The sequence below is a fragment of the Pelagerythrobacter marensis genome (genome assembly GCF_001028625.1).
In the GTDB taxonomy this organism is placed as follows: Bacteria; Pseudomonadota; Alphaproteobacteria; order Sphingomonadales; family Sphingomonadaceae; genus Pelagerythrobacter; species Pelagerythrobacter marensis.
Genome location: NZ_CP011805.1, coordinates 1 through 26,185, shown reverse-complemented (window position 1 = coordinate 26,185; position 26,185 = coordinate 1). Strand labels below are relative to the sequence as shown.

28 protein-coding genes and 1 tRNA gene are annotated in these 26,185 nt (G+C 66.2%); 14 read left to right on the top strand and 15 right to left on the bottom strand.

Annotation, left to right across the window (positions count from 1 at the left end):
• Window positions 1–76: 76 nt before the first annotated feature.
• The 9 genes from AM2010_RS14500 to AM2010_RS00105 all read right to left on the bottom strand — a co-directional run bounded on the left by AM2010_RS14500 (window position 77) and on the right by AM2010_RS00105 (window position 7,116).
• Window positions 77–232 (bottom strand): hypothetical protein, encoded by a 156-nt coding sequence (locus tag AM2010_RS14500; RefSeq protein WP_420834963.1) that lies wholly within the window; start codon window positions 230–232, stop codon window positions 77–79.
• Complete coding sequence (locus AM2010_RS14085) at window positions 171–1,085, bottom strand: hypothetical protein (RefSeq protein WP_053043805.1); 915 nt, start codon at window positions 1,083–1,085, stop codon at window positions 171–173. The genes AM2010_RS14500 and AM2010_RS14085 overlap by 62 nt, the downstream gene beginning before the upstream one ends.
• A gap of 466 nt (window positions 1,086–1,551) precedes the next feature.
• A complete protein-coding gene (locus AM2010_RS00135) occupies window positions 1,552–3,054 on the bottom strand; it encodes a DUF3987 domain-containing protein (protein WP_053043803.1) in 1,503 nt (500 codons plus the stop codon).
• Window positions 3,051–3,953, bottom strand: coding sequence for a DUF7146 domain-containing protein (locus tag AM2010_RS00130; RefSeq protein ID WP_047807534.1), 903 nt, complete (start codon window positions 3,951–3,953; stop codon window positions 3,051–3,053). The genes AM2010_RS00135 and AM2010_RS00130 overlap by 4 nt, the downstream gene beginning before the upstream one ends.
• 279 nt (window positions 3,954–4,232) lie before the next feature.
• The gene (locus AM2010_RS00125; RefSeq protein ID WP_150115299.1) at window positions 4,233–4,580 is read right to left on the bottom strand and encodes a hypothetical protein; all 348 of its coding nucleotides are present in this window, start codon (window positions 4,578–4,580) and stop codon (window positions 4,233–4,235) included.
• Window positions 4,581–4,583: 3 nt separating this feature from the next.
• Entirely contained in the window at window positions 4,584–4,769 is a 186-nt protein-coding gene (locus AM2010_RS00120; RefSeq protein WP_047805361.1) for a MerR family transcriptional regulator, read from the bottom strand.
• Window positions 4,770–4,921: 152 nt separating this feature from the next.
• Complete coding sequence (locus AM2010_RS00115; RefSeq protein ID WP_047805360.1) at window positions 4,922–5,623, bottom strand: hypothetical protein; 702 nt, start codon at window positions 5,621–5,623, stop codon at window positions 4,922–4,924.
• A gap of 97 nt (window positions 5,624–5,720) precedes the next feature.
• Complete coding sequence (locus AM2010_RS00110) at window positions 5,721–6,884, bottom strand: tyrosine-type recombinase/integrase (RefSeq protein ID WP_269084057.1); 1,164 nt, start codon at window positions 6,882–6,884, stop codon at window positions 5,721–5,723.
• 158 nt (window positions 6,885–7,042) lie between these two features.
• Window positions 7,043–7,116 (bottom strand) — tRNA-Gln (locus tag AM2010_RS00105).
• Between the two features lie 179 nt (window positions 7,117–7,295).
• Here AM2010_RS00105 and AM2010_RS00100 point away from each other — a divergent pair.
• Together AM2010_RS00100 and AM2010_RS00095 are read left to right on the top strand one after the other, a co-directional pair.
• Window positions 7,296–8,456, top strand: a complete 1,161-nt coding sequence (locus AM2010_RS00100; RefSeq protein WP_047805358.1) for a Ppx/GppA phosphatase family protein — start codon at window positions 7,296–7,298, stop codon at window positions 8,454–8,456.
• The gene (locus tag AM2010_RS00095; RefSeq protein WP_047805357.1) at window positions 8,456–9,121 is read left to right on the top strand and encodes an RlmE family RNA methyltransferase; all 666 of its coding nucleotides are present in this window, start codon (window positions 8,456–8,458) and stop codon (window positions 9,119–9,121) included. The genes AM2010_RS00100 and AM2010_RS00095 overlap by 1 nt, the downstream gene beginning before the upstream one ends.
• A 40-nt stretch (window positions 9,122–9,161) precedes the next feature.
• Here AM2010_RS00095 and AM2010_RS00090 read toward each other — a convergent pair whose 3' ends face one another.
• Window positions 9,162–9,824: a c-type cytochrome gene (locus tag AM2010_RS00090; protein WP_047805356.1), complete on the bottom strand. Its 663-nt coding sequence runs from the start codon at window positions 9,822–9,824 to the stop codon at window positions 9,162–9,164.
• Window positions 9,825–9,947: 123 nt separating this feature from the next.
• Between AM2010_RS00090 and AM2010_RS00085 the strand changes: the two genes are divergently transcribed.
• From AM2010_RS00085 to AM2010_RS00045, 9 genes are all read left to right on the top strand, one after another.
• Entirely contained in the window at window positions 9,948–10,856 is a 909-nt protein-coding gene (locus AM2010_RS00085) for a prephenate dehydratase (protein ID WP_047805355.1), read from the top strand.
• A 57-nt stretch (window positions 10,857–10,913) separates the two neighbouring features.
• Window positions 10,914–11,579 (top strand): DUF4129 domain-containing protein, encoded by a 666-nt coding sequence (locus AM2010_RS00080; protein WP_047805354.1) that lies wholly within the window; start codon window positions 10,914–10,916, stop codon window positions 11,577–11,579.
• The gene (locus tag AM2010_RS00075) at window positions 11,576–12,871 is read left to right on the top strand and encodes a DUF4350 domain-containing protein (protein WP_047805353.1); all 1,296 of its coding nucleotides are present in this window, start codon (window positions 11,576–11,578) and stop codon (window positions 12,869–12,871) included. The genes AM2010_RS00080 and AM2010_RS00075 overlap by 4 nt, the downstream gene beginning before the upstream one ends.
• 2 nt (window positions 12,872–12,873) lie before the next feature.
• Window positions 12,874–13,830 (top strand): AAA family ATPase, encoded by a 957-nt coding sequence (locus AM2010_RS00070; RefSeq protein WP_047807533.1) that lies wholly within the window; start codon window positions 12,874–12,876, stop codon window positions 13,828–13,830.
• Between the two features lie 31 nt (window positions 13,831–13,861).
• Complete coding sequence (locus AM2010_RS00065; RefSeq protein ID WP_047805352.1) at window positions 13,862–15,190, top strand: DUF58 domain-containing protein; 1,329 nt, start codon at window positions 13,862–13,864, stop codon at window positions 15,188–15,190.
• Window positions 15,187–16,263 carry a stage II sporulation protein M gene (locus tag AM2010_RS00060; RefSeq protein WP_047805351.1) on the top strand — a complete coding sequence of 359 codons (1,077 nt, stop codon included), beginning with the start codon at window positions 15,187–15,189 and terminating at the stop codon, window positions 16,261–16,263. The genes AM2010_RS00065 and AM2010_RS00060 overlap by 4 nt, the downstream gene beginning before the upstream one ends.
• A complete protein-coding gene (locus AM2010_RS00055; RefSeq protein ID WP_047805350.1) occupies window positions 16,260–17,174 on the top strand; it encodes an RDD family protein in 915 nt (304 codons plus the stop codon). Before AM2010_RS00060 ends, AM2010_RS00055 begins: the two co-directional genes overlap by 4 nt.
• A gap of 128 nt (window positions 17,175–17,302) precedes the next feature.
• Window positions 17,303–17,968 carry a glutathione S-transferase family protein gene (locus AM2010_RS00050; protein ID WP_047805349.1) on the top strand — a complete coding sequence of 222 codons (666 nt, stop codon included), beginning with the start codon at window positions 17,303–17,305 and terminating at the stop codon, window positions 17,966–17,968.
• Complete coding sequence (locus tag AM2010_RS00045; protein ID WP_047805348.1) at window positions 17,929–18,825, top strand: S1/P1 nuclease; 897 nt, start codon at window positions 17,929–17,931, stop codon at window positions 18,823–18,825. The genes AM2010_RS00050 and AM2010_RS00045 overlap by 40 nt, the downstream gene beginning before the upstream one ends.
• Window positions 18,826–18,834: 9 nt before the next feature.
• On the opposite strand, the gene AM2010_RS00040 is transcribed toward AM2010_RS00045, so the two are convergent.
• A complete protein-coding gene (locus AM2010_RS00040; protein WP_047805347.1) occupies window positions 18,835–19,302 on the bottom strand; it encodes a cupin domain-containing protein in 468 nt (155 codons plus the stop codon).
• A gap of 53 nt (window positions 19,303–19,355) precedes the next feature.
• Between AM2010_RS00040 and dapE the strand changes: the two genes are divergently transcribed.
• A complete protein-coding gene (dapE, locus tag AM2010_RS00035; RefSeq protein WP_047805346.1) occupies window positions 19,356–20,501 on the top strand; it encodes a succinyl-diaminopimelate desuccinylase in 1,146 nt (381 codons plus the stop codon).
• Window positions 20,502–20,732: 231 nt separating this feature from the next.
• Here the strand turns inward: dapE and nth are convergent, their stop codons facing one another.
• Window positions 20,733–21,398, bottom strand: a complete 666-nt coding sequence (gene nth, locus AM2010_RS00030) for an endonuclease III (protein ID WP_047807532.1) — start codon at window positions 21,396–21,398, stop codon at window positions 20,733–20,735.
• Window positions 21,399–21,423: 25 nt separating this feature from the next.
• Window positions 21,424–22,179 (bottom strand): 4-hydroxy-tetrahydrodipicolinate reductase, encoded by a 756-nt coding sequence (dapB, locus tag AM2010_RS00025; RefSeq protein ID WP_047805345.1) that lies wholly within the window; start codon window positions 22,177–22,179, stop codon window positions 21,424–21,426.
• 35 nt (window positions 22,180–22,214) lie between these two features.
• Here dapB and AM2010_RS00020 point away from each other — a divergent pair, with 35 nt between their 5' ends.
• Together AM2010_RS00020 and AM2010_RS00015 are read left to right on the top strand one after the other, a co-directional pair.
• Window positions 22,215–22,913 carry an NAD-dependent deacylase gene (locus AM2010_RS00020; RefSeq protein ID WP_047807531.1) on the top strand — a complete coding sequence of 233 codons (699 nt, stop codon included), beginning with the start codon at window positions 22,215–22,217 and terminating at the stop codon, window positions 22,911–22,913.
• A gap of 46 nt (window positions 22,914–22,959) precedes the next feature.
• A complete protein-coding gene (locus AM2010_RS00015; RefSeq protein WP_047805344.1) occupies window positions 22,960–23,259 on the top strand; it encodes a GIY-YIG nuclease family protein in 300 nt (99 codons plus the stop codon).
• A 144-nt stretch (window positions 23,260–23,403) separates the two neighbouring features.
• On the opposite strand, the gene AM2010_RS00010 is transcribed toward AM2010_RS00015, so the two are convergent.
• Together AM2010_RS00010 and dnaA are read right to left on the bottom strand one after the other, a co-directional pair.
• Window positions 23,404–24,183 carry a HesA/MoeB/ThiF family protein gene (locus AM2010_RS00010; protein ID WP_047805343.1) on the bottom strand — a complete coding sequence of 260 codons (780 nt, stop codon included), beginning with the start codon at window positions 24,181–24,183 and terminating at the stop codon, window positions 23,404–23,406.
• A 298-nt stretch (window positions 24,184–24,481) separates the two neighbouring features.
• Window positions 24,482–25,891, bottom strand: a complete 1,410-nt coding sequence (gene dnaA / locus AM2010_RS00005; protein ID WP_338047404.1) for a chromosomal replication initiator protein DnaA — start codon at window positions 25,889–25,891, stop codon at window positions 24,482–24,484.
• Window positions 25,892–26,185: the final 294 nt, after the last annotated feature.

Sequence of the window (26,185 nt, the reverse complement as noted above, 5' to 3'; positions counted from 1 at the left end):
AGTTGGCCTGCTTCCGGTCTTTTGTGGATTGCAAGTGCGGTCTTGTTGGTTTTCGCGTAGACAGAGGCTGGCGCGGTCACAGGGCCGCCGACGCATTCGCGAGAATTACCCGTAGCATCCTCTCTAGGGCCAACGTGTCCGAGCAATAGCGCCCGTGCTTGTAAGCGTTTCTATTTCCGGGCGCTCCCGTCGATTTGCCCCCGTGCAGGTTGCAGCGCTTCTTCCCTTTCATGGCGGGTCGCTGGCAAGCCGTTCCACGACGGGTCGTAGCCAAGCATCGCGGGGCCGCATGGGCCGCCTTCATGTTGTTCATGGGCTTGTGTCCGGCTTTCTGTTGCAGGAGGGGGGTAGTTGAATGCGGTCTGGGTTCGCGCATCGACGTAAACGTGCCGCACAGTTTGCTCCGCGCCTCGCTGGAGCTTGGCTAAGGTTTCCGCCTGGCGGGCATAGAGGTTGAGCAGTTTCGTCGAGATGTTCCCGAACGCTGTCATCTGGTCGACAAACTCCGACTTTCCGACCTTGGCAAGCGCTGCCATCGCCGCATCGTGTGTTGCCGCCATCTGGGTGAGCAACGCGCTTTGCACCGTGTCTTGCGCCGCGCCGCCCCGAATGAATGCCAGCGAGGCATTCAAGTTTTGGCTTATCGCACCTCCCTTGTTGCCGTGATGGGTCGCGAGGCTGCTCACCCGTTCATCGATCAGGTCTTGCGAGTTGGTCGCGAACGTCTCCGCTTGCCGCAGGACTTGGATCGTTGCCTTTCCCGCGCCAGGCAACAGCCGAACGCCTGATTCACCGCGCTCGACGGTCAACGTGGGTGCTACGGGATGGTCCCAGTACGCCCGCATCAACTCGACCGCGCCGCGCTTTTCTCGCTCGCTCCAGTCTTCCCAATCGGGAACCCGCTCCGCGAAATTGGCCGCTATCTCTTCGTCGGTGCCATCGCCCCAAACGAGGTAGGCAGTCGGTGTTTCGCCCGGTGCGCAATCTCCGACAAGGTTGCTCTTGCGTCGCGGCTGTTTCTTGGCTGTTTTATCAGCCGCGCCCCGTCCTTTTGCCTTGCCCTTCGTCGCTCTCACTTGCGTCATTGCTATACCTCCCAGAACGGGCGCAAGCCCTCACCGGCCGTGCGGTTGTATTGTGAAACGACACCCCAAGCCCGCCAGCGTGCCCGGTCGCCATCCATGACTAGCGATCGGTTCTCCCCGAGCCGGTCAATCAGGCCACCGCATCCCGGCATCTCAGGATGCAGCCCGAACACATCGCCCGTTGACCAGCCCGACGCCGCCGCTGCTTGACCGAATCCTTCGAGCCACCATTGCGACGCATCGACCAGCACTCGCCATCGGGAGGGGTCGAAATTCTCGCGCAGCTGGCATGGATGGAGCGTCAAAAGGGAGGCCCGCCATAGTTTGAGAGTAGACAGCGGAGGCGAGACATTAGGGACAATGGGGACATTATTCCCGTTATGAGACCCCCGAGGGGGGTTTTTGTCCCTAATGTCCCTAGTGTCCTGTACTCTCAGTGCCTCTTCGGCCATTTCCCGCCAGCCGCTCATTTCAGCACCTTCGGGTTGACGATGTAGTCTTTCCGAGGCTGTCCAGGCCCGCCCTCGCGGTGCCATTCGGGGCGCAGCCAACTAGCGTTTTCCAGTAGTTCCACCGCGTCCTCGAGCGCGCCTTTGGGCTGGAGCGGCTTGAGGTGCGGCTTGTGCGGTGACCGGCGCAGTTCGCGCAGGTTCACAAGGGACAGTCGCTCACGGCGAATGTAGCGCGCGAGCAGCGCAGCGTTGCGCTCCGCTTCCGGCACTGCGGCATCGCCATAAACCCGCGCCGCCATCGGCTTTGCGTAGCCCTCGACCCATTTGATTGCAGCGGCCAGCGAGGCGTCGGACACTACGTGAGGTTCCTCGCCGCCGTTGAATGCCCAGCCGGTGAGTTCCGCAACCAGCGCCAGCCGCAGGACCGCACCGCTCATCTTGCCCACGAACGCTTCGTTGAGATTGCCCCCGTCGCCTGAGGTCGCGCTATTCTCCGCATCCCACTTCTCGAACATGGTCGCACCGCTCGGCGCCAGAGGCAGTACGACAGGCGCTTGCTTGCCCTCCGCATCCGTCCCCCACCCGAGCATCTCGAGACGTTGATAAGCCGCTTCGAGCCTCGTTGTATTCACCCGTTCGCTTGGACGACGCGGCAGCATCTTCTCCGGCCACGCCCAGATGATACGCGGCACCAAACCATCATTCGCCCCACCCATCAGCGGAACGATCTTGTCGGGCTGTATTGAGCCGAGAACCGAGATCCCGCAGAAGTCCACATGGACCGAACCAGAGCCCTTGCGCGTGACGCTATGGGGCCGACCGCCGTAAGCCGATAGCCAGAACGGACGTCCGCCGCTGGTGTATTTGTCGAACGACTCCAGCCACCCAGCCAGTTCATCGTTATAGCAAAGAACCCCCTGCGGGTTGCCAGCCAGTACCGACACCGCCGCTTCTGGGGTAACGTCGGATATGATCGGGCAACGTTCGTGCGGTTCCTCGGGTTCGACCGCGAGTACTGGCATCGGGGGACACGGCTCCGTTGTGCCGGCCACCTTCTTGACTTCCTCTTGCCACTTCGAGCGCTCGGCCTTCGCTCGTTCGCAATCGGCCTGCCAGGACCGGCGCGCCGCGTCGTAGTCCTCGCGCGCGTCCTGGCGGATCGCCCACAGCGGCTTCGTCATCATGTCGAGAGGGGCGGACTTGCGCGAACTGGGATCGCCCAAAGCGGCACACCACAAAATGCAGGGCTCGGTCCAATCCATCCCATAGGGCGACACACGCCGCTTGCCGCCTATCACGCTGGCTGCAGCCGACAGGTAAGCAATGGCCGCGTAATCTGGAGCCGTCGCAGTGGATTCCGCCACCTGTTCGATTATCGACCACGCCGGGCCAAATAGCTGGGAAGGCATCGGCACGGCTGGACGCCGCCCGTTGTCCACCAGCGTCATATCGGGAACCGGCCACAGGTCGATTGTCTCGGCGTTCGCGAACGCCTCTTGCATGGTCGCGACAGTCATGTGCGCCCCCTCAGGTTATCGTTGAAATCCTTGAACGGTACAGGTGGAAAGAACACGCTAGAGGCCAAACCCCGTAGCGCGAACGCTTCCGCAGCCTTGGCCGCAGCTTCACGCCCTGCATTATCGTTGTCGCCGCCCACCGCGACTTCCCGCACAGGATCGGGAAAGCGCATCGAGCGCAGCATGGCAGAGCCAGCGGCGACCCAGACCGACACCCCGAGTTCCTGACGGAGAGACAAGCCGTCCTCGAGACCTTCGCAAACCACTATATTGTTGGCGATCGGAGCGAGCCGGATCGCACCGCCCGACACCCGCCCCAGGCTCAGCTTTGGCGCAGGAACGTCAGCCTTTCCCCGGCCGTCGGCAGCTAGGTAGGTCCGTTGAATGCCCTGGAGCGGTCCCTCAGGCGAGGATACGCAGCAAACGAGGCAGGGCAGGGGGCGACCGCGCTTTCCATACGGAAGGACGCTGTAGCGGACGCTCAGGGGCGCTGGGATAGAGATGCCCCGCCATCGCAGATAGGATTCCGCAGGGGTCCCTTCCACCGGCACGGAAGCGCGCCAGATCGAGCGGGCTTCCTCCACCCGGTCGCTCGCGTCGTCGGTAGGCGGCAGGCGGATGACTTCGACCTTTGGGAGTTCCCCGCCGGTCAGCATCTCAGCGGCCTCGCGCAGTCCGACACCATGCAGCGCACTGATGAAGTCGAGGACGTCGCCGCTGGCGCCGCACCCGAAACACTGGAACCGCTTGCCATCGTCAAAGATCGTGAAGGATGGCGAACGGTCGTTATGGAGCGGACAACAGGCCTTCCACTCTCGCCCAACGCGCTGGAGATTCACCACGGCCCCGACAACTTCCGGCAGGCAGTGAGCTTGCTTCACCGCTTCTATGTCAATCATGTACGGCCCCCCGATGCCAGAAGCGGTGCCGCAGCGCCGCGAGACGAAGTTTGCTTTCACGCGAAGGGTTTGGATCGTTCACCGCTTGGCGCAGAAAAAGATTGTCGCATCGCCTCCAACTGAAGTTCGTTTGCAGCAAGCAGCGGGCTAGACGTTGATGCTTGTTCTCGCCTCCGCGCCAGAAAGGCAGAGGGCGATGTTTGGGAGCGACGGCCATGTGAGCCGCCAGCGGGCCGAGTGCAGCAGCAAGCCGGGCGCGGGCTTGGGGATCCAGGCCACTCATGCTGCACCTGCCTGGAATTCGTCGTCGAGAGCAGCGAACGCCCGCCGAAGCAGCTTGTCGGCATCGGCGGGCTTGATACGTCCCCGCCCGAACAAACCGACCCCACGAACCCATCCGTCAGCATCGGAAGGAAGGGCGCGGCGGGATATGTCCCAGCGGTTCCGCGCATCCCACAACGCATCTTCGAAGCGTTGTAATTCGCTGCGATCTCCGCTATCTTCGCGTTGCTCCTCGCCGCCAAGCAGAGCATTCTTATCGGAGCCGTTCGATCCCGTCTTCAAGGTCAGGATCGGACGGCTTCGGCCTTTACGGCTGGCCGAATAACCATCTCTGATGCAGACCACCGTTCACGCGGCCTCGCGCTGTTCGACGCAGCGGGCGACGTATGCCCGAACACTATCAGTGGTTACGCGGGTGGCGCGCCCGATCTTGAACGTCTGAAGCTCGCCAGCGTTGATGAGTTCGTATCCCTTGGTGACGCCCACACCGATTGCGGCGAAGGCATCCTTGGGTGCTAAAGCCAGTGGTTCCATTTCTTATTCTCCGTCACCATAGTGGCCGCGAAGGCCAGCGGGTGACAGAGTAAGTAGGCGAATAAGCCACGCACTTGCCAATCAAACAGAGGCTCTATTACTTTTGAAATTGGCTCACTTTTGTCTTAGTAAAAACGGGGGCGACGGTTTTTTCATACCACTACGAATTGTCGCCGCATTTCGTCCTTGAAGTCCTGACCATCAAGGGCCAGCGCGGCCAGCGCCTCCTCTCCGGTCGAGTATGGGAATGCTCGATTGGGATGCCTGACACGGCAGGACGCGACCTTCATCGCCACTTGAAGCTCTTGCTCACCAAGAGCGTTCACGACAGCGGCCTTCCATGCTTTGATCGTCGTCCAGTCCTGCCCGTAGGCAGACGACACGGCGTTATGCCGCTCAAAGGGCTTGTTGCCGTTGGCTTCTAGGAACGCATCCCATTGAAGCGCCCGGAGCCTGTGTTTGGCCAACCGTATCGCATTGTTGTTCTTGAGGCCGTGGTAGGGGGCGGGCGCGACTATCTGCGGCTTATCTCCTAGGGCAATGGCCCGAAGCTCCGACGCCAGCGACAAGAGGGAAAGGCGATCCTGCGGAACAGCGGCTGGCGGGGGCGCGAACAATTCCACGCGATCCGCCATGCACTCAAGACGTGCCCTATCGTCCGTCTCGGCGGGGCTTTCACCCCAAGCTGCAGCCAGAACGTCAGGGCCAGCCTTCGCACATGCGGCCTCGATCAAATAGGACAGGGCCCGCCGCGCCGCGGACACCCGCGCTTCGCGCGTTTTCGCCTCGGCAAACTCCCGAAGCCATACCTCACCATCAAGGCGGGCCTCGCGTTCGATCAACTCAAAATCCATAATCAGCCCCTCCGTAGGGCTTCCGCAGCAAATGAAAGCGGGGCGGCGGGTCGGGCGGAAGCCGACCGTTCGGGAGCTACCCTAGCCGCCCCGCCCGTCATGCTCCCAGCCTAAGCGGGAGTTGGACCACATCGCCCGACTGCCCGGCAGCATAGCGCCCCCAAGCATCAAGCAGCGCTCGGCGCATATCTTTGAACTTCGCGCGGTTGTAGGCGCGTATCACCTTGTCGGGGATCGTATGCGACAGGGCCGCTTCCGACACCGCTTCCGGCACGCTTGGCATACGCTCGGCGGCCCAAGTGCGGAACGTCGAGCGAAAGCCGTGGACGGTGTAGCCAAGAGGGCGAACCATCTTCGCCAGCGTCATATCGGAGAGAGGCGCACCACCCTTGCCGGGAAACACAAGGCTATCACGCGAACAGGTCCGCAGGGCCTTTGCCCTTTCGAGGACAGCCAAGGCCTGCGGGGAGAGTGTGACCATGTGCGGCTCGCCGTTCTTCATGATCGAGCCGGGCCGACGCCATTCCCCCGCCTCAAGGTCGATGTGGGACCACAGCGTTTGCCGCGTCTCGCCTTGCCGGGCGGCGGTGTAGATCGTCAGCAGCAGCGCGAGGCGACCCATCGTTTCCGGGCCAACCTCCAGCTTCGAGACGAAGGGCGGCAATTCCTGATACGGCATAGAGGCGAAGTTGCCCGCCTTGGCCTGCCGGGACAGCAGCGGACGCAGGCCATCGCGAGGCGCGCCGGTCGAGCGCCATCCCATCCCCTTCGCATAGTCAAGAACCACCCCGAGGCGCTGGCGCATCTTGCGCGCTGCCGAGGGTGTCCGCGACCACATGGGCGACAGGACAGTGAGCAAATCTTTTTCGTCGATGGAGTCCACGCGCAGCCCGCCGATCTTGGGGAAGGCGTGCAGTTTGAGCGTAGAGAGGAAAGCGCCTGCGTGGCGGTCGCTCCAGCCGGGGGACAATGCTTCGTGCGCCGCCTGAGCGGCTTCCTTGAAGGACGGGGGCGCAGTTTCCCGCTTATCACGGGCAGCGATAGGATCACCACCGACGCGGGCCACCTTGCGAAGCTTGCGCGACTTTTCCCGCGCTTCCTCCAGCGAGAGGTCGGACACAGCGCCGAGCCCGATGTCCCGGCGCTTCCCTCCTTTAACGCTGACACGCAGCACCCAGGACTTTGCGCCGGTCGGTGACACCAACAGATAAAGGCCTTCGCCGTCGCCGTGACGACCGGGCTTAGCATTCTTGATCTTCAGGGCAGTTAGCTTAGGCAGGGGAGCGCTCCCTCAATCACTCCCACAATATCTCGCGACTTTGGGCGAATGTCAACGAGCGCCAGCGAAGAACATGTTGAGAACCTCGGCGGAATCCCTAGGGCCAAGCGAAGGATGGCGAATGTCGGAGAACTAGAGTTTGGATGCCCCGTGAGGATTCGAACCTCAATTGACGGAGTCAGAGTCCGTAGTCTTACCATTAGACGACGGGGCATTGCGCGAGTGCTTTCGCGAGGGGGCGCATCTAGTTTTACCCGCCACTCAGGTCAAGCCCGTGCGTGCTCCCTTCATGACCGGCCCGGTGCCGCGCTTGCCCCCACCTCGCGCGCGCGCTAGCATCGTGTCAGGTCCCCGCGCGATCTTGCGCGGGAGGATAAAGAAAGCATTGGGATTATGGCGGATCTTTCTCCGCCGGACAAAGACAGGAGATCAGGCGCGCACAAGGGCAAGACGTCCGGCAAAGTAGCTGATTTCCGCTACAAGCGCCCCGCGCCGACCGACAAGAAATCCCCGGGCAAGCGCCCGGCGCGTCGCGGCGATTCCCGTCAGGGGCAGCCGCATCGCCGCCAGGCCTATGCCGCGCTGGATCTGGGCACCAACAACTGCCGCCTGCTGATCGCCCGCCCTTCGGGCGAGAATTTCACCGTCATCGACGCCTTCAGCCGCGTCGTCCGCCTGGGCGAAGGCCTCGCCAAATCCGGGCGACTGAGCGACGAGGCGATGGACCGCGCGCTGGGTGCGCTGCATGTCTGCGCCGACAAGCTGCGCCGGCGCAACGTCCACCTCGCCCGCTCAGTCGCAACCGAAGCCTGCCGCCGCGCGGTCAACGGCGAAGACTTTATCGAACGGGTGCGGCGGGAAACGGGGATCGTGCTCGATATCATTTCTGCCGAGGAGGAGGCGCGGCTGGCGGTTCTGGGCTGCCATGTCCTGCTGGAAGACGGCGCAGGCCCGGCGGTGATATTCGACATTGGCGGCGGTTCGACCGAACTCGTGCTGATCGAACCGGGCGGGCGCGTTCCGCGCATTCTCGACTGGCAGAGCGTGCCCTGGGGCGTCGTTTCGCTGACCGATACGGTCGGCCGGGTCGAAGGCGAAAGCGAAGTGCGCAGCGCCCGTTATGCCGAGATGCGCCGGGTCGTTTCGGAGAGCTTCGCAGCCTTTGCCGAACGGATCGCACCGGTCGCCGCGACCGGCACCGACATCCGCCTGCTGGGCACCAGCGGCACCGTGACCACCCTGGCCAGCGTGCACCTGGAACTGCCGCAATATGATCGGCGCGCGGTCGATGGCCTTATCGTGCCGTCCACCGAAATGCGCGCTGTCAGCGCCCGGCTGGCCGCGATGTCCCCCCGGGAACGCGGCGGGCTGCCCTGTATCGGCAACGACCGGGCGGAACTGGTGGTTGCCGGGTGCGCAATACTGGAGGCGATTCTGGACATCTGGCCGGCGGAGCGACTGGGGGTTGCCGATCGCGGCATTCGCGAGGGCATTCTGCGCAGTCTCATGGCCTCCGAAACCGCAGCCGCGGCCGGCCGGCAGGCGCGCGGCTGATGGCGCGTTCAGGCCGCAATCCGGACAAGCGGGTCAAGACCGCGCGCGGGCGCACCGCGTCGTCCACCCGCTGGCTCGAACGCCAGCTCAACGATCCTTACGTCCGGCAGGCGAAGGCCGACGGGTTCCGCAGCCGGGCAGCGTACAAACTGGTCGAGCTGGACGAGAAATTCGGGCTGCTGCGCGGCGTTCGCCGGGTCGTCGACCTGGGAATCGCGCCGGGCGGCTGGAGCCAGGCCGTGCGCCGGCAGACGCCGCGGGCGGCGATCGTCGGGATCGATCTGCTCGAAGTCGAGCCGATCGAAGGCGTCACGATCCTGCAAATGGATTTCATGGCCGACGAGGCACCCGCCGCGCTGACCGCCGCGCTCGATGGAGAGCCCGATCTGGTGCTGTCGGACATGGCGGCCAACACCGTTGGCCACAAGCAGACCGATCACTTGCGGACGATGGGCCTGGTCGAGGCCGCCGCCTGGTTCGCGGTCGAAAACCTAGCCGAAGGCGGGGCCTTCGTCGCCAAGGTTCTGGCGGGCGGCACCGATAGCGAGCTGCTGGCGCTGCTCAAGAAGCATTTCCGCACGGTCAAGCACGCGAAACCGCCCGCAAGCCGCAAGGGTTCGTCGGAATGGTACGTCGTGGCGCAGGGGTTCAAGGGCCGCGGTTAACCGCGCGGCGGAACGCCCCCGAATTGTTACGAGGGAATTATTATTCGCCGACCGGGTTGGTCTGATCGTCGCCCGGAACGGTCATGTCCGCTTCCGGCGTATCGGCGTCGCCAACGGCAGCGGCTTCCGCGTCTTCGGCAGCCTCGCCGCCTTCGGGCGCTTCCTCTTCTTCCGGCAGCGGTTCGGGCAGAGCCGGGCCGCCGCCGTTCTGGTACATGTAGAGGATGATATTGGCGCGGTCTTCGGGGCTGGAAAGGCCGGCGAAGCTCATCTTCGTGCCGGGCGCGAAAGAGCGCGGGCTTTCCAGCCATGCGAACATGTCTTCATACGTCCACGATCCGCCGTGGCCGGACAGCGCTTCGCTATAGGCAAAGCCGGGTGCGTGCTGGCCGATCGGCGTGCCCATGACGCCGAACAAGTTGGGGCCCTGCCCGTCCGCTCCGCCCGAATTGAAGGTGTGGCAGGTGCCGCAGCGCGATGTCGCCGCCGCTTCGCCCATCGTCGCATCGGCATTGGCGAGCAGCGCCCCGATATCGAGCGCTTCTTCGCCCCCGTCACCGTCTTCCGCGGCACCTTCGATCGGGTAGCCCCCTTCTTCCGGGGAATGAGCCGCGAAGTAGCGCGAACTCACGCTCGACAGGCCAAGGCCCACGATCCCTGCGAAGAGCACCCATCCGGCGGCGGTGTTGAAACGATCGGTCATGCGTCAAAAATCCGAGGAATACGGTTGTGGCGGTTTTCGCGCGCCGCTCTAGTCGGCACCCCCGGCAAGCGCAAGCCATATGTCTTGCCGTGCCCCCGGCGCCGGTCTACGCGCTGCCCCGCTATGCACAGCTTTCCCACTCCCGCGCTCGCCATGGTCGAGCAGATGCGCGCCGCCGCCGCGCAGGACCCGAGCCGCGCGATTGCGTTCCAGGGCGCCCCCGGCGCCAATTCCCATCGTGCGGCGTGCGAGGCAGCCCCCGACCATCTGCCGCTGCCCTGTTTCGGGTTCGAAGACGCGCTGGAGGCAGTGAAGGATGGCCGGGCGGGCAGTGCCATCATCCCGATCGAAAACAGCCAGCATGGCCGGGTGGCGGACATCCATTTCTTGCTGCCGCACAGCGGGCTTTCGATTGTGGGCGAACATTTCATGCGCATCACCCACGCCCTGATGGCGGTACCCAACGAAGATGGCAGCTTCGGCCCGTTCGAGGCCGCGTACAGCCACCCCCAGGCGCTGGGCCAGTCGCGGCTGTTCCTGCGCGAGCGGGGGATCGTGCCGCTGAGCCATGCCGATACCGCAGGTGCCGCGGCCTTCGTTGCGGAGAAGAACAATCCCCGGCTCTCCGCCATCGCCCCGCGCCTCGCCGGGGAACTGTACGGGTTGCAGGTGGTGGAAGACCGGGTGGAGGACGCGCCCGACAACACCACCCGTTTCGTGATCCTGTCGCGCGCGCCGCTCGACCCCGCGGCCTTCGACGGCGATACGGCGATGACCACTTTCGTGTTCGAGGTGAAGAACGTGCCCGCCGCGCTCTACAAGGCGCTCGGCTGCTTCGCCACCAATGGCGTGAACATGACCAAGCTGGAAAGCTATCAGCAGGGTGCCAGCTTTGCCGCCACGATGTTCTATGCCGATATCGTCGGGGCGCCCGGCGATCCGTCGGTCGACCGCGCGCTGGAAGAACTTGCCTTTCACTGCAAGGCCTTGCGTCTGCTCGGCAGTTATCGCCAGGGCCGCCCGCGCGGCTGACCTGCCAATGGGCCTGCGCACTTGCACGCCCCGGCGCGACCTGCCACCACATCCCCGGTGACCACTTCGGCAGGGGATATCGCGAACGCCGGCGAGCGACCGGCGCAGGACGCCTGGGAAAGCGTGCGCGCGGACGAGACGATCCAGTACGCCCCGCTCGAATTTTCTCCCGAACGCGATCCGCCGCCGGAATGGCTGGAGAGCGTGCTCCAGTTCCTGAGTAACCTGTTCGCCCCTGTCGGGCGGGCGCTCGGCATGTCGTGGCCGGTGTTCAAATGGGTCCTGCTGGCGATCGCGATTGCGCTGCTGTGCTATCTCCTCTGGCGCCTTCTCGCTCCCGCGTTCGATCGCGGTTCGCCGGGCGCGGATAACGGCGCAGAACCATCCTGGACGCCCCAACGTGAAGAGGCGCTCGCGCTGCTGGAAGATGCCGACCGGCTGGCGGCGGAGGGGCATTACGATCAGGCAACGCACCTCCTTCTCAGGCGTAGCGTGGGGCAGATCGCCGCTGCCCGGCCCGATTGGGTGGAACCGTCCAGCACCGCGCGCGAACTGGCCGCCCTGGCCGCCCTGCCCAGCGCGGCGCGCCAGGCCTTCGCCGCGATTGCAGAGCGGGTGGAACGCAGCCTGTTCGCGCTGCACAGCCTGGGCGAAGACGACTGGCAGGCCGCGCGCGAGGCCTATGCCCGTTTCGCACTCGAACCGCTGGCAGGTGCAGAATGACGGCCGCTCCGGCGAACGCCACGTTCAATCCGCGGGTCGTGCTGGGGATGCTGCTGTTCGGGGCGCTGGCGTTCGTCGCGACGCTCTATTTCATCGGCGCGGGCGAAACGTCGAGCGGCGAAAACGATGGCGGCGGCCATGCCGCGTCGCGCGGGCTCACCGGATATGCCGCCCTGGTCGAAATGCTCGAAAGCGACGGCCATGAAATCGCCCTGTCGCGCAGCAAAGCGACGCTCGACGACGAGAGCCTGCTGATCCTGACCCCGCCGCACGGGGCCGATGGGGAAGAGATCGCGGACCTGATCGATCAGAGGCGTCACCTGGGGCCGACGCTGCTGGTCCTGCCGAAATGGTATGCCTTTCAGGCGCCGGCCCAATTGCCGGTCGAGGCGGAAGAAGGCTGGGTCATTCTGGGCGGTGCCGGCAAGCCCGGATGGATCGACCAGTTCGCAGGGCAATATGCCACCGAAATCGAAAGGGGGCCGCTGGAAGGCAGGCAGGGTTTCGACTGGGAATGGGGTTCGCGGCGCGGGGCGATGCCGGACCCGGACAACGTCCAGACGATCGCAAACGCGACCATGATCCCGCTGGTCAGCGCGAGCGATGGCACCATCCTTGCCGGATATTACGACGACGAAGGCTATTACCCGGTGCTCGACGAAGCAGCCGGATTGCGGCCCGCTGACCCGGAGGGGCTGGACCACAGCCGCTGGGGCGTCATCGTCGTCGCCGATCCCGACCTGCTGAACAATTACGCGATGGCCGACCGCGATCGCGCGCTGATGGCGCGCGAGCTTGTGGATATCGCGATGGAGGGGCAGAATCTTTCGATCGTATTCGACCTCACGTTCAATGGTCTGGGGCGGAGCAAGAACCTCCTCACGCTGGCTTTCGAACCGCCGTTCATCGCCGCCACGCTGTGCCTGCTGATGGCGATGGCGGTCGTCGCCTGGCGCGCCTTCCGCCGTTTCGGCCCGCCGTTCGCGGAAGCGCGCGCGATCGCGTTCGGCAAGAGGCGGCTGGTCGCGAACAGCGCCGCCTTCACCCTGCGCACGCGGCGGCTGCACCTGCTGACCGGCCCATATGTCGAGGGTGCCCGCCAGCGGATCGCCGCCGCCCTGCACTTGCGCCGGGCGGACGATGAAACGCTCGACCGCGCGATTGCCCGGCGCGTGCCCGATGCACCGTCTTTCGCCGCGCTCTCCGCTGCGCTGCACGAGGCGCGGAAACCCCACGAAATCCTGCGCGCGGCGCGCGCGCTGAAGTCTCTCGAAAGGAAGCTGGTCCGATGACGATGACGCTCGACGATGTCCGCGCAATGGCGCAGGCGATCCGTGCAGAGGTGGGCAAGGCGATTGTCGGCCAGGAAGAAACGGTCGATCACCTGCTGGTCGCCCTGATTGCCGAAGGGCACGTCCTGCTGGAGGGGCCACCGGGCACCGCCAAGACGTTCCTGGCGCAGTGTTTCGCCAATGCGCTCGGCCTCGACTACGGGCGGATACAGTTCACGCCGGACCTTCTGCCCGGCGATATCCTGGGTTCCAACCTGTTCAACTTCCAGACCAGCCAGTTCACGCTGACGCGCGGGCCGATCTTCTGCGATCTTCTGCTGGCGGACGAGATCAACCGCACGCCGCCCAAGACCCAGGCCGCGCTGCTGGAGGCGATGCAGGAACGGCGCGTCACGCTGGATGGCGAGACGCACGCCCTGCCCGACCGGTTCATGGTCGTGGCGACACAGAACCCGATCGAGAACCAGGGCGTCTATCCCCTGCCCGAGGCGCAGCTCGACCGGTTCATGTTCAAGCTCCTCGTCCCTTACCCCAGCGCAGAGGAAGAGGCCGCGATCGTTACCCGTTTCGGCGAACGTCAGGGCCCCCCGCGTCCGGCGGAGTTCGGCGTTACGGCGGTGACCGACGCGGCGAAGCTGGGCGCGGCCAGCGCCGCGCTGAAAGGCGTGACGGTGGCGCAGGAGATCGTCGATTACGTCGTGCGGCTGGTGCGGGCCACGCGCGAAAGCGGCGACTTGTCGAGCGGCGCCTCCCCCCGTGCTGCCGTCATCCTCGCCAACGCGGCGCGGGCGCGGGCGGCGCTCGACGGGCGCGACTATACACTGCCGGACGATGTGAAGGCCCTCGCCATCGCCGTTCTGCGCCATCGCCTGGTGCTCAGCCCCGCAGCCGAGATCGAAGGGCGCGAAGTCGAAACACTCGTAAACGAACTGGTCGAAAATACCGAGGCGCCGCGGTGAGCAAACCCTGCCAACCGGGTCGGGGCGCACGGTGACGTTTCCGATCGTCCCCACCGCGCGCGCCGCCCTGCTGGCCGCGCTGGCGGCCCCGCTGGCGATCGTAATCGCGGCCGCCGCGCCCCAGGCGTGGGTGGTGGCGCCCGCCGCGGGGGCGGCGCTGCTGGTGATCGTCCTGCTCGACGGGGTTCTGGCCGGGCGGCTGATCGACTGGCGCATCCACGTTCCCGCCGATGCGGAAGTGGGCGAGCCGCTGACCCTGCTGGCCATCGCGGAAATTTCCGGGCGGGCATCGCAGGCACCGGTCGACATTGCACTGGCGCTGGACCCGCGGCTGGACCCGGCGGGAAGCGTGCGTTTCGCCGCGCCGGTCGCGCAGGGCACCGGCGTGTGGCAGGGATCGGCGGAGGTTACGCCTTCGCGCCGGGGAACGGCGGCAGTCAGCCGGGTCTGGCTGCGCTGGACCGGCCCGCTCGGGCTGGGCGCGCGGCAGGCGGATCATCCGCTGGACGACGAAGTGCGCGTCTGGCCCGATCTGGCGCCGGTGCGCAGCCCCGAACTCCAGACGTTTCTGCGCGATGCCCAGTTCGGCCTGATCGCCCGCCGCCTGCGCGGCGAAGGCACGCAGTTCGAGGCGCTGAGCGAATACGAACCGGGCATGGATCGCCGCCGGATCGACTGGAAGGCGAGCGCGCGCCACACCCGCCTCTATGCGCGCGAGAACGAAAGCGAACGCAACAACCAGATCGTTTTCGCCTTCGACTGCGGGCAGGCGATGTGCGAGGCCGTGGGCGGTCTGCCGCGCATCGACCGGGCGGTGACCGCCGCGCTGACCGCCAGCTATGTCGCGCTGAAGGGCGGCGACCGGGTGGCCCTGTTCGGCTTTGCCCAGCGGCCCGAACTGTCGACGCCCTTCATCGGCGATTCGCGCAATTTCCACCGGCTCCAGCGGGCCGCCGCCGGGCTGGACTATCACGCGCAGGAACCGAACTTCACCCTGGCGCTGGCGACGCTCGCCTCGCGCCTTCAGCGCCGATCGCTGATCGTGCTCTTTTCCGACTTCACCGACCCGACCGGGGCGGAACTGATGATCGAAAGCATCGGCCGGCTGGTCGACCGGCATCTGGTGCTGTTCGTGACGATGGAGGACGAAGATCTCGCCGGCCTGTCCGGCACCGAGCCCGACACGCTGGATGCGCTGGCCACGGCGGTGGCCGCCGATACCCTGCTGCGCCAGCGCGCGCTGGTGCTGGAACGGCTGCGCCAGATGGGGGTCGATATTATCGAAGCGCCCTGGAACCGCATCAGCTATCGCCTGATCGACCGGTATCTCGAAATCAAGCGGGCGGAGGCCATTGGATGAAGGCCCCGATACTCAAGACCCTGTTTTCCAGCGCCGAAGTGGCGCCGCCCGCCGATGTCGAGGCGGCGGCCCTGCGTTCCGACCGTTTCCGGCTGGAGCGGGAGGGGGACTGGCGCCGGCTCGACGCCATCGTCACGCGGATGGAAAAGGGGCGGCTGCGCGGCCTGTCGGACGATGACGTGCTGGCCCTGCCCGCGCTCTACCGCACGGCGGCATCCAGCCTTGCGGTCGCGCGCGAAACCTCGCTCGACACGGCAACGCTCGATTATCTCGATGCCCTGGTCCAGCGCGCCTGGTTCCAGGTCTATGGCCCGCGTCAGGGGTTCATCGCCTGGCTGCGCCAGTTCCTAGGCGGCGGATTAAGCCGCGCGGTCAGGGCGATCTGGCTCGACATCTGCGTCGCGCTGGCGGTGATGGTCGCGGGCACGATCGTCGGCTGGCTGCTGGTCACGCGCGATAGCGAATGGTTCTATGCCCTCGTCCCCTCGGGCTTTTCCGATACGCGGGTTCCGGGCGCCAGCCGGGAGGTTTTGCTGGAAAGCCTTCAGGTGGAAAAGGATGCGCAGGGCCTGTCGGCTTTCGCCGCCTATCTGTTCAGCAACAATGCCGGGGTCGCGATCCTCGCATTCGCGCTGGGTTTCGCCTTCGGAATCCCATCGCTGATGCTGCTGATGCACAACATGGCGCTGCTGGGCGCAATGCTGTGGCTGTATCACGACGCTGGGCTGACGCTAGAATTCTCCGCCTGGCTGAGTGTTCACGGAACGACGGAGCTGTTCGCGATCCTGCTGGCGGGGGCGGCGGGCCTGCATATCGGGCGATCGATGGCCTTTCCCGGCGACCGCTCGATCCTGGCCGCGGCGGCCGAAAGCGGGCGCCGCGGGGCGCAAGTTGTGGTCGGGGTCGTCTTCATGCTGATTGCCGCCGCCGTGCTGGAGGCCTTTCCCCGCCAGTTGCTCGGCACCGAAGGGCGGCTGTTGATCGGTGTGACGATGCTTCTGTTCTGGCTCGCCTATTTCTTCGCCTATGGCCGCGAGCGCGCCACGGGCACGGGACACGGGGACGCTGCATGACCGCTGCACGGACGGCCCCCCACCTGGCCCACCGAACGAAACGCCGGCGCGATGTGGTGACGCCCGAAGGGATCGCCCTGCCGTTCACCGTCGCCAGCCGCAGCGCGCGGGCGGGTGCGCTGATCCTCGACCTCGTCATCATGTTCGTCGTCGGGCTGGGAGTCACGCTGGCGCTGGTCTGGATCGCGGGCGGCCTTTTCCGCGGGGAATTCGCCGAAATGAGCGGTGCCAGCGAGTTCCTTGCGGTGTTCTGGATTCTGTTCTGGTTCCTGCTGTGGAACGGATACTTCATGATCCTGGAAATGGGGCCGCGCGGCGCGACGCTGGGCAAGCGTGCCGCCGGAATCCGCGTCGCTGCGCGAGGCGGCGGACGCCTGACGCCGGAGGCCGTGGTCGCGCGCAACCTCCTGCGCGATATCGAGCTGTTCCTGCCCCTGATTTTCCTGCTCAACGCGCCCAGCGGCGCGATGGGCATGGCCGGGCTGGCCGCAGCGGCGTGGTTCCTCATCTTCGTCCTGTTTCCCTGCTTCAATCGCGACGCATTGCGCGCCGGCGACCTGATCGCGGGCACATGGGTGGTCGAAGCGCCGCGGGCCAAGCTGGCCGGTGCGCTGTCGGCCGAAGGCGCGGCGCGCGAAGGGGCCAGCGCAGTCACCGGGGCGGAATACCGCTTCGGCGATGCGGAGCTGTCGATATACGGCACCTACGAATTGCAGACGCTGGAACGCGTCCTGCGCGACGACAAGCCGGAAACCCTGGCATCGGTGCATGAAGCGATCTGCCGCAAGATCGGCTGGAACCCCGGGCACGGCGACGAACGGGCTTTTCTCGAAGCGTTCTATTCCCAGTTGCGCGCCCGGCTGGAGGGGGACATGCGCTTCGGCAAGCGCAAGGCGGACAAGTTCGGCTAGGCGCTGTCGCAAGGCTGAAGCGGCACCGACCCGAATGAAAACGAATCCGAACGGTGCCACACACCGCTTCGCCCTCGACTTGCCATCGCCAAGCCCCTAGTTCCGCGCGGCAAGCAAGGTGGGCGCGCATGAAGCTGATTATCGGCAACAAGAACTATTCGAGCTGGAGCCTCAGGGCCTGGCTCGCGCTCAAGCAGTCGGGCCTCTCGTTCGAGGAGCTGACGGTCAATATCGGCGGCGACGACTGGGCCGCGCTCAAGCGCGAATCGGGCGAGATCATGCCGTCGGGCAAGGTCCCCGTGCTGTGGGACGGCGAAACCGTGATCTGGGACAGCCTGGCGATCATGGATTATCTGGCCGACAAGGTCGGGCGCGAACGCTTCTGGCCCAAGGACGATACCGCGCGCGGCATGGCGCTGTCGATGGTCGCCGAAATGCACAGTTCGTACATGGCGATGCGCAGCGAATGCCCGATGAACGTGCGCAAGCGGTTCGATGGCGTGCAACTGAGCGACGCCGCGCGCGATGATATCGTGCGCGTACTGCAGCTTTGGGCAGAGGCGCGCGCGCGGTTCGGCCAGGGCGGGCCGTTCCTGTTCGGCACCTTCGGCGCGGCGGACGTGTTCTACGCCCCGCTCGTTTCGCGCTTCATCACATATGGGATCGCGGTCCCCGGCTTCGCCGGCGCCTATATGGAGGCGATGTGGGAACACGAATGGTTGCAGGCGTGGGTCGCCGGGGCGGAAGACGAACAATGGATCATCGAACAGTACGAAACCGCACCGCGCGTCTGATCGCGGCGCTCGCGCTGCTGGTCGCCGCGCTGGCCCCGCAAGTCGCGGGTGCGTGGGGCTATTACGGCCACCGGACGACGGCGCAGGTGGCGCTGGCCAATGTCTCGCCCGAAACGCGCGCGGCGATCGCGCGCCTCGTCGCGCAGGATGCGGAGCTGGGCACGCCCGAATGCCGCATCCGCGACCTGGCCGACGCCTCGACCTGGCCCGACTGCGTGCGGCGCGATTACTGGCGCTGGGGCTATACCGCCGCCTGGCACTATCGCACCGCGCCGGTGTGCGAACCTTACGATGCCCGCGCCAATTGCCCCAGCGGCAACTGCGTGACCGCGCAGGTCGAACGCAATTTCCGCATCCTGTCGGACGAGAGCCTGCCCGCGAACGTCCGGCTGGAAGCGCTGGCCTTCATGGTCCATTTCGCCGGCGACGTGCACATGCCGCTCCATTCGGGCGACAAGGACGATCGCGGCGGCAACGACCGCGAAACCGCCTATGGCATCGTGCCTGGCCTCAACCTCCATTCGATCTGGGACACCGCGCTGGCCGAACGCGCGATCACGGCGGCCGAACCGCCGCTGGTGCGGCGCTATACCGCGGCGGAGCGGCAGGCGCTGGCGGGCGGGCAGCCGGCCGACTGGGGGCGCGAATCATGGCAGATCGCGCGCGATTTCGTCTATCCCAACGCGTTCGACCGCGCGCCCTGCGATGGCGACCTGCCGGATCAAACCGCGCTGACGCAGGACGACATCGTTGCGGCGGTCCCCGTGGCGCAGCGCCGCGTGGCCCAGGCAGGTCTGCGGATCGCCGACCTGCTCGATGCCGCGTTCGCGCCCGGGAAGCTCGACCGCATTCCCTGAAGGTGCCGCTTAGGGCGTGCGTTTCGCGTCGTAAGGCGTGCCGTCCCTGCGGGCATAGCCTTCGGAGGCGAAGACCATGTCGATATCGGGATACTCGCCGCGATCGGCGGCACGGTCGCCCGCGCTGATCGCCACGAACACGCAATCCTGCGCCCCCCGGTTCTGCAGGTGATGCCCGTTGCGCATCCCCATCGGCCAGGCCGCGACATCGCCTGCGCGCAGGACGGTCTCGCCCTCGTCCTCCACCAGCACGGCCTCGCCCGAAAGCATGACCAGCAGTTCGTCTTCCGCCGCGTGCCAGTGGCGCTGCGACGACCATGCCCCGGGCTTCAGCACGACATGGCTCGCGCCCATCGCCGTCAGCCCGCTGGCCGGGGCGAGCCGGCGATACCAGCGCCCCTCGACCGCGCGATCATGCGGCGCGGGATAGCCGGTGGCATTGGTCTGCGGCAGGGCGTCGAGGTCGATTCGGGGCATGGGCCGTCTCCGGTGGCTGGTCAGTGCGCGCGGGGTGGTTTACTCCGCCTGCCATGACAGACGCCAGCCTGCTTGCCGAAAAGCTGATCGCCGCCCCCAGCGTCACCCCCGCCACCGGGCCGGTGTTCGATGTGCTGGAGGCGATGCTGGAGCCGCTGGGCTTCGCCGTCCACCGCTTCATCGCCGGCGATGCGCCCGATGGCCCGGTGGAAAACATGTTCGCCGTGCGCGAGGGGCCGCCCGGCTCACGCCACTTCGCCTTCGCCGGCCATCTCGACGTCGTGCCGCCGGGCGATGGCTGGACCAGCGGCCCCTTTGCCCCCGAAAGGCGCGACGCGCCGGGCGGCGAGCTGCTCTATGGCCGCGGCGCGGTGGACATGAAGGGGGCGATCGCGGCGATGGTCGCGGCGGTCGTCGCCGTCCCGCCCGAAGCGGGGACGATCAGCTTCATCATCACCGGCGATGAAGAAGGCCCCGCGATCCACGGCACGCGCGCGCTGATTGCCTTCATGCGCGAACGCGGCATCCGGCCCGACCTGTGCCTGGTGGGCGAGCCGACCAGCGTGAACCGGTTGGGCGACATGATGAAGATCGGGCGCCGCGGATCGGTCAACATCTGGCTGGAGGTGGAGGGAACACAGGGCCACGTCGCCTATCCGCAGAATGCCGACAACCCGATACCGCGCCTGGTCGCCATGCTGGCGGAAATCGACGCGCTGACGCTGGACGAAGGGACCGACTGGTTCCAGCCGTCGAATATCGAGATCACCGATCTGGAAGTCGGCAACCCGGCGCACAACGTCATCCCGGCCAAGGCCACCGCGCGCATTTCGATCCGCTTCAACGATCGGCACAGTGGCGCCTCGCTGGCGGAGACAATTTCGGACATCGCGAAACGGCATGGCGGCGCGGCGCGGCCGGTGATTTCGGGCGAGCCCTTCCTGACCCCGCCGGGCGCTTTCTCGCGGCTCGTCGCCAGCGCGATCGCGGCCGAAACCGGTATCGAGCCCGAAGCCTCAACCAGCGGGGGCACTTCCGACGCGCGCTTCCTGAAAGACCTGTGCCCGGTGATCGAATTCGGCCTGTGCAACGCGACGATGCACAAGCGCGACGAGGCCGTGGCGGTCGACGATCTCCACGCCCTGTCCCGCATCTACGCCCGCATCGCGCTGGCCGCGCTCCATATTCGCGCGGGGTAAGCTGGCCCGCCCCCGCGAAGGCGGGGGCTTCGGGCTATCGGGTACAGCGCCTGCGGCCTGAGGCCCCCGCCTGCGCGGGGGATCGCGCGCGGGCTGGTCCTGACCGCCCCCCGTGTCATGCTGAACTTGTTTCAGCATCCATCGTGCAGCCCGGCACCTATAGCGCGGGAGGAGGAATGAGCCCCGAAAAGCGTCCAGGGCGACGATTCCTCAGCCGTGCAAACTGCGCCCCTACCCTGCGGCTTTCCGGCGCGAGGGGGGCGGCTCCAGCACTTTCTTGCGGAACGAACACAGGTCGACCACCGGGCATCGCCAGCATTCGGGCGTGCGCGCCTTGCAAACGTAGCGGCCGTGGAGGATCAGCCAGTGGTGCGCGCCGAGGCGGAAGGGCGCGGGGACGCGCTTTTCCAGTTTCGCCTCGACCTGTTCGGGCGTCTTGCCGCTGGCGAGGCCGGTGCGATTGCCGACGCGCAGGATATGCGTGTCCACCGCGAAAGTTTCCTGCCCGAACCAGCAATTGAGCACGACATTGGCCGTCTTGCGCCCGACCCCGGGCAGGCGGACCAGGTCCTCGCGCCGGTCGGGCACTTCGCTGCCGTATTCCTCCACCAGCATCCGCGACAGGGCGATCACGTTCTTTGCCTTGGAATTGAACAGGCCAATGGTCTTGATATGCGCTTTCAGCCCGTCCTCGCCCAGCGCCAGCATCTGTTCGGGCGTCTCGACTTGGGCGAACAGGCGGCGGGTGGCCTTGTTCACCCCGACGTCGGTCGCCTGGGCCGACAGCGCGACCGCAACCACGAGCTGGTAGGCATTGCCATATTCCAGCTCGGTTTCGGGCGCGGGATTGTCTTCTGCCAGGCGGCGGAAGAACTCGAAAATCTGGTCCCTGGTCATCGAACGGACGCGGTCCCCGGCCCGGTCACGCGCCAGTGGCGGCGGGAGCGGGGTCCGGCGCGAGGATGTCGTCCATCGCATAGCGCCCGGCATCGCGCCCGATCAGCCATTGCGCCGCCTTGACCGCCCCGCGCGCGAAGATCATCCGGTTTTCGGCGCTGTGCGAAAGGGTCAGGCGTTCTTCCTCCCCCGCAACGATGACGCTGTGCTCGCCCGCGACCGTGCCCCCACGCAGCGCGGCAAAGCCGATCGCCCCCTGCTGCCGCGCGCCGGTGTGGCCGTCGCGCCCGCTCTCACTGTTGCCGGCAAGCTCAATCCCGCGCCCGGCCGCCGCCGCCTCGCCCAGCAGCAGGGCCGTGCCCGAAGGGGCATCGACTTTCATCCGGTGGTGCATTTCGACGATCTCGATATCCCATTCGGGGCCGAGGCTGGCCGCCGCCTCGCGCACCAGCCGCGCGAGCAGGGTAATGCCGAGCGAGGTATTGCCCGTCTGCAGCACCGCCAGCTGGCGCGCGGCATTGTCGATCGCGACGTGATGGCGATCCTCCAGCCCGGTGGTGCCGATCACCATCGGAATGCCCGCGCCGATCGCGGCGTGCAGGTTCGCCTCCAGCGCGACGGGGGCGGAAAAATCCACCAGCACGTCGCTGCGGTCGGCCAGCGCCGCCGGGTCGCCGCCGCGGTCAATCCCGCCAGCGAGTTCGTGCCCGCCGTCCGTTACCGCGCGGGCCAGTGCCTGCCCCATGCGCCCTTCGCTGCCGATAATGCCGATGCGTACCATTGCGCCTCCCCGAAACCGCGTGCTTCATGGCCGCCATGGCAGACATTCGCAACATCGTCATCCTCACCGGCGCAGGCGTCAGCGCCGAAAGCGGGATCGACACCTTCCGCGGCGGCGGGGGCCTGTGGGAACAGCACCGGGTGGAAGACGTCGCCACGCCCGAAGCGTTCGCCCGCGATCCCGACCTCGTGCTGCGCTTCTACGACATGCGGCGCGCCGCGATTCAGGAAAAGGAACCCAACCCCGCGCACGCGGCGCTGGCGCGGCTCGATGCCGAGTGGCCGGGTGAGCTGCTGATCGTGACACAGAACGTCGACGACCTGCACGAACGCGCCGGCGCGCGGCGGGTGCTGCACATGCACGGTACCCATCTCAATGCCTGGTGCGCGGCCTGCGACGCGCGCTCGCGCTGGACCGGCCCGCTGATCGACCGACCGCCCTGCCCCGCCTGCGACGCGCAGGCCCTGCGGCCCGACGTCGTCTGGTTCGGCGAGATGCCTTACGGGATGGAGCGGATCTACGGCGCCTTGCGGTCGGCGGACCTGTTCGTATCCGTCGGGACATCGGGTGCGGTCTATCCGGCGGCAGGCTTCGTGCGCGACGCGCGCGAACTGGGCACGCAGACGCTGGAACTCAACCTCGAACGCAGCCAGGGTTCAACCTGGTTCGACGAAACCCGCCTCGGCCCGGCAAGCGAGCTGGTCCCGGCCTGGGTGGACGAGATGCTGGGGTGACATCCGCCGATAGCCTGTCATCCCCGCGAAAGCGGGGATCCAGGGCATGACCGACGAGCCATATTGCTGGGTCTACATCCTTGCGAGTCAGAAGCGCGGCACGCTCTACATCGGCCTCACGTCCCGCCTTGCCGAACGGATCGAGGAGCACCGGAGCGGCAGGGTTCCCGGCTTCACGCGGCAATACGGGGTGAGGCGACTGGTCCATCTCGAACCGTTCAGCGATATTCATGAGGCCATTGCGCGCGAGAAGGCGTTGAAGAAATGGCGCCGTGCGTGGAAGATCGCGCTGATCGAGGCCGGCAATCCGGACTGGCGCGACCTTTGGCATGACCTGAACCGCTGAACCGATTGGCAGGGCGGGCCATGGATTCCCGCATTCGCGGGAATGACAAACTCAGCAACGGTACGCAGTAACGATCGTCGAACCACACCTGCCTGTCATCCCCGCGAAGGCGGGGATCCAGGGCATGACCGGATCGGTGCGAGATCAGGCGTCCGGCGGTGTGCCGCAGCCTCGGCATGCCGGGTCTTTCGCGATCTTGAGGCTGCGCATTGCGGGCTTGAGGCCGTCGAGCAGGTGCAGCTGGCCCCACTGCGAATCGCCAAAGGCAGCTTTGCCGTCCAGCAGCACGCGCACGGCCTGCATTGCCGCGAACGTGCCGGTCCAGCCGGACATCGCGCCCAGCATTCCGTCTTCGGCGCACGTGTCGCAATCGTCGGCATCGAAAGCATCGCCGACGAAGCAGCGATAGCATGCCTCCCCCGGCAGGTGGCCGGCGAAGGCGCCGACTTGCCCCTGGAACCGCCCGACCGCGGCGGAGAGCAGAGGAATGCCGCTGGCGACGCAGGCATCCGAAATCGCCAGGCGAGTGGCGAAGTTGTCGGTGCCGTCGAGCACCAGATCGGCCCCGGCGATCGCCGCGCGGGCCGTATCCGCCTCGACCCGGCGGTCGGCCAGTTCGACCGTGATCGCCTGGTCGAAATTGGCCAGCCAACGGCGTGCCGACACGGCCTTGCCATGCCCCTCGTCACGTTCGGCATAGATCGTCTGGCGTTGGAGATTGGACCGCTCCACCCGCCCGTCGTCGATCAGAGTAAAGCGCCCGACCCCGGCCCCCGCGAGATATTGCAGCGCCGGGCTGCCGATCCCGCCCAGGCCCACCAGCGCCACATGCGCCTGTGCCAGCGCGACCTGCCCGGCCCCGCCGATTTCGGGCAGGACGATGTGTCGCGCGAAGCGGTCGATGCGGTCGGGGGGCAGAGCCATGAGGAGGCTGTTGGCACTGTTTGCCCCCGCTCTCAAGCGGGGGTGTTCTTTGTTTACGCCTCAAGCGCCGGCGGCCGCATCCGCGGCCTCGGCTATCCTTGCTCCCTTCGGTCGCTGCGGGCGCGCAGTCGCGCTTGCAGTCGGCTGGTCGCCGACCGAACCCTTCCTCGCCAACACGGTATCGCGATGGATCGGTTCGCGATCAGCGGACCGCAAGGCCGACCACAGCGGCCCGACCGAAGGGATCAGCAGCCGCGAGGACGAGCGGCCGGATGGCCGCTCGAACCACAGAAATTCCTCAACTCTCGAGCTGTCGCAGCAGGCTGCGCACGTCGCCGTCCATGTCGGCGTCGCGCTGGCGCAGGTCTTCGATCAGGCGGACGGCGTGGATTACGGTCGAATGATCGCGCCCGCCGAACTTGCGCCCGATTTCGGGGTAGGAGCGCGGCGTGAGCACCTTCGACAGATACATCGCCACCTGACGCGGACGGACCACGGCGCGGGCGCGCCGCTTGCTCGACATTTCGGCGCGGTCGATGCGGTAGAACTGGCACACGGTGCGCTGGATCTCGTCGATCGTGATCCGGCGGCGATTGGCCGAGAGGATATCGGTCAACTGCTCTTCGGCGAGCTGGAGCGACACCTCCTGCCCGGTCAGCTGGGCATAGGCGACCAGCTTGTTCAGCCCACCGACCAGCTCACGCACGTTGCGCGTAATCGTGCGGGCGAGGAAATCGATCACATCCTCCGGCACCGAAAGCGGGGCAAAGCGCGTCAGCTTCGATTCGAGGATCGAGCGGCGCAGCTCGATATCAGCCGGGGCGATATCGGCGACGAGGCCCATCGACAGGCGCGAGAGCAGGCGCGGTTCGACCCCGTCCAATGCCTGCGGCGCGCGATCGGCGGCAAAGACCAGCCGCTTGCCTTCGGCCAGCAGCGCGTCGATCGTATAGAGCAGTTCTTCCTGCGCGCTCGCCTTGCCAATGATGAACTGGATATCGTCCACCAGCAGCAGATCGAAACTGCGCAGCCGCGCCTTGAATTCGATCATCTGGTTCTGTTTCAGTGCCTGGACGAATTCGACCATGAAGCGTTCGGCGCTGCAGTAGAAGATCCGCGCACGCGGGTGGCTCGACAGGTAGGCATGGCCGATCGCGTGGAGCAGGTGCGTCTTGCCCTGCCCGGTCGCGGCCTTGAGATAGAGGGGCGAAAACTGCGGTTCCTCGTTCGCCGCCATGCGCTGCGCCGCATTGCAGGCGAGCACGTTCGATTCGCCGGTCACGAATGCGGCGAACGTCAGCGAAGGGTCGAGCCCGACGGAGGATGTGAAACCCTGTTCGCCAATGGTGCCCGCCGCAACCGCGATCATCGAGGAATCGGCATCGTTGGCCGCGCGGTGCCCGTCGCCGCCCAGGCTGAGATCGGGCAGCTTGCGCCGTCCGGGATGGACCGAAATCCGCACGTTGCGCACTTCGCTGCGGGCGATCTTCCACGCCAGCGAAAGCCGGTCGGCAAAACGGTCCTGAACCCAGTTGGCCGAAAATTCGGTCGGCAGATAGAGGTCGAGCGTGCCGGTGTCTTCGCAGAACCCGCCAAGCTGGATCGGCCTGATCCACTGGCTGTGGAGTTGATGCCCCAGATCCTTTCGCAGACCCTGGCTGATGTCCGACCAATCCGCAGCCAGGTTTACCGCTTCAAGATCTTCCATCGAATCCCCTTGTCCCTTCCCAGACCGAGCGCTCGCTTCGCCGACTTTACTCGCCATTATCCCGCCTTGTCGCTCCCGATCCCCCACATAGGGGCCGGCACCATGATCACGTGCACTGGACAAAGCCTGCCCCCGCCCGGGAATCGCCTTCCTCCCGCGCTGCATGACATGCGACCAATGCTTTTAGAGGCACCAGCTGTCCCGCCCCGTGCCGAAGTTCCCCTTATTGAAGGGGTTCGCGTGAGTCGCAAGAGGCGGCCCTGCAAAAAATCCGAAATAAACAAGTTGACTCGG

Excerpts from the sequence above, each read along its gene's own strand:
- AM2010_RS14500 (WP_420834963.1), bottom strand. The coding sequence starts at position 232 with ATGAAAGGGAAGAAGCGCTGCAACCTGCACGGGGGCAAATCGACGGGA.
- AM2010_RS14085 (WP_053043805.1), bottom strand. The coding sequence starts at position 1,085 with ATGACGCAAGTGAGAGCGACGAAGGGCAAGGCAAAAGGACGGGGCGCG.
- AM2010_RS00135 (WP_053043803.1), bottom strand. The coding sequence starts at position 3,054 with ATGACTGTCGCGACCATGCAAGAGGCGTTCGCGAACGCCGAGACAATC.
- AM2010_RS00130 (WP_047807534.1), bottom strand. The coding sequence starts at position 3,953 with ATGATTGACATAGAAGCGGTGAAGCAAGCTCACTGCCTGCCGGAAGTT.
- AM2010_RS00120 (WP_047805361.1), bottom strand. The coding sequence starts at position 4,769 with ATGGAACCACTGGCTTTAGCACCCAAGGATGCCTTCGCCGCAATCGGT.
- AM2010_RS00115 (WP_047805360.1), bottom strand. The coding sequence starts at position 5,623 with ATGGATTTTGAGTTGATCGAACGCGAGGCCCGCCTTGATGGTGAGGTA.
- AM2010_RS00100 (WP_047805358.1), top strand. The coding sequence starts at position 7,296 with ATGGCGGATCTTTCTCCGCCGGACAAAGACAGGAGATCAGGCGCGCAC.
- AM2010_RS00095 (WP_047805357.1), top strand. The coding sequence starts at position 8,456 with ATGGCGCGTTCAGGCCGCAATCCGGACAAGCGGGTCAAGACCGCGCGC.
- AM2010_RS00090 (WP_047805356.1), bottom strand. The coding sequence starts at position 9,824 with ATGACCGATCGTTTCAACACCGCCGCCGGATGGGTGCTCTTCGCAGGG.
- AM2010_RS00085 (WP_047805355.1), top strand. The coding sequence starts at position 9,948 with ATGCACAGCTTTCCCACTCCCGCGCTCGCCATGGTCGAGCAGATGCGC.
- AM2010_RS00075 (WP_047805353.1), top strand. The coding sequence starts at position 11,576 with ATGACGGCCGCTCCGGCGAACGCCACGTTCAATCCGCGGGTCGTGCTG.
- AM2010_RS00070 (WP_047807533.1), top strand. The coding sequence starts at position 12,874 with ATGACGCTCGACGATGTCCGCGCAATGGCGCAGGCGATCCGTGCAGAG.
- AM2010_RS00060 (WP_047805351.1), top strand. The coding sequence starts at position 15,187 with ATGAAGGCCCCGATACTCAAGACCCTGTTTTCCAGCGCCGAAGTGGCG.
- AM2010_RS00055 (WP_047805350.1), top strand. The coding sequence starts at position 16,260 with ATGACCGCTGCACGGACGGCCCCCCACCTGGCCCACCGAACGAAACGC.
- AM2010_RS00050 (WP_047805349.1), top strand. The coding sequence starts at position 17,303 with ATGAAGCTGATTATCGGCAACAAGAACTATTCGAGCTGGAGCCTCAGG.
- AM2010_RS00045 (WP_047805348.1), top strand. The coding sequence starts at position 17,929 with ATGGATCATCGAACAGTACGAAACCGCACCGCGCGTCTGATCGCGGCG.
- AM2010_RS00040 (WP_047805347.1), bottom strand. The coding sequence starts at position 19,302 with ATGCCCCGAATCGACCTCGACGCCCTGCCGCAGACCAATGCCACCGGC.
- dapE (WP_047805346.1), top strand. The coding sequence starts at position 19,356 with ATGACAGACGCCAGCCTGCTTGCCGAAAAGCTGATCGCCGCCCCCAGC.
- nth (WP_047807532.1), bottom strand. The coding sequence starts at position 21,398 with ATGACCAGGGACCAGATTTTCGAGTTCTTCCGCCGCCTGGCAGAAGAC.
- dapB (WP_047805345.1), bottom strand. The coding sequence starts at position 22,179 with ATGGTACGCATCGGCATTATCGGCAGCGAAGGGCGCATGGGGCAGGCA.
- AM2010_RS00020 (WP_047807531.1), top strand. The coding sequence starts at position 22,215 with ATGGCAGACATTCGCAACATCGTCATCCTCACCGGCGCAGGCGTCAGC.
- AM2010_RS00015 (WP_047805344.1), top strand. The coding sequence starts at position 22,960 with ATGACCGACGAGCCATATTGCTGGGTCTACATCCTTGCGAGTCAGAAG.
- AM2010_RS00010 (WP_047805343.1), bottom strand. The coding sequence starts at position 24,183 with ATGGCTCTGCCCCCCGACCGCATCGACCGCTTCGCGCGACACATCGTC.
- dnaA (WP_338047404.1), bottom strand. The coding sequence starts at position 25,891 with ATGGAAGATCTTGAAGCGGTAAACCTGGCTGCGGATTGGTCGGACATC.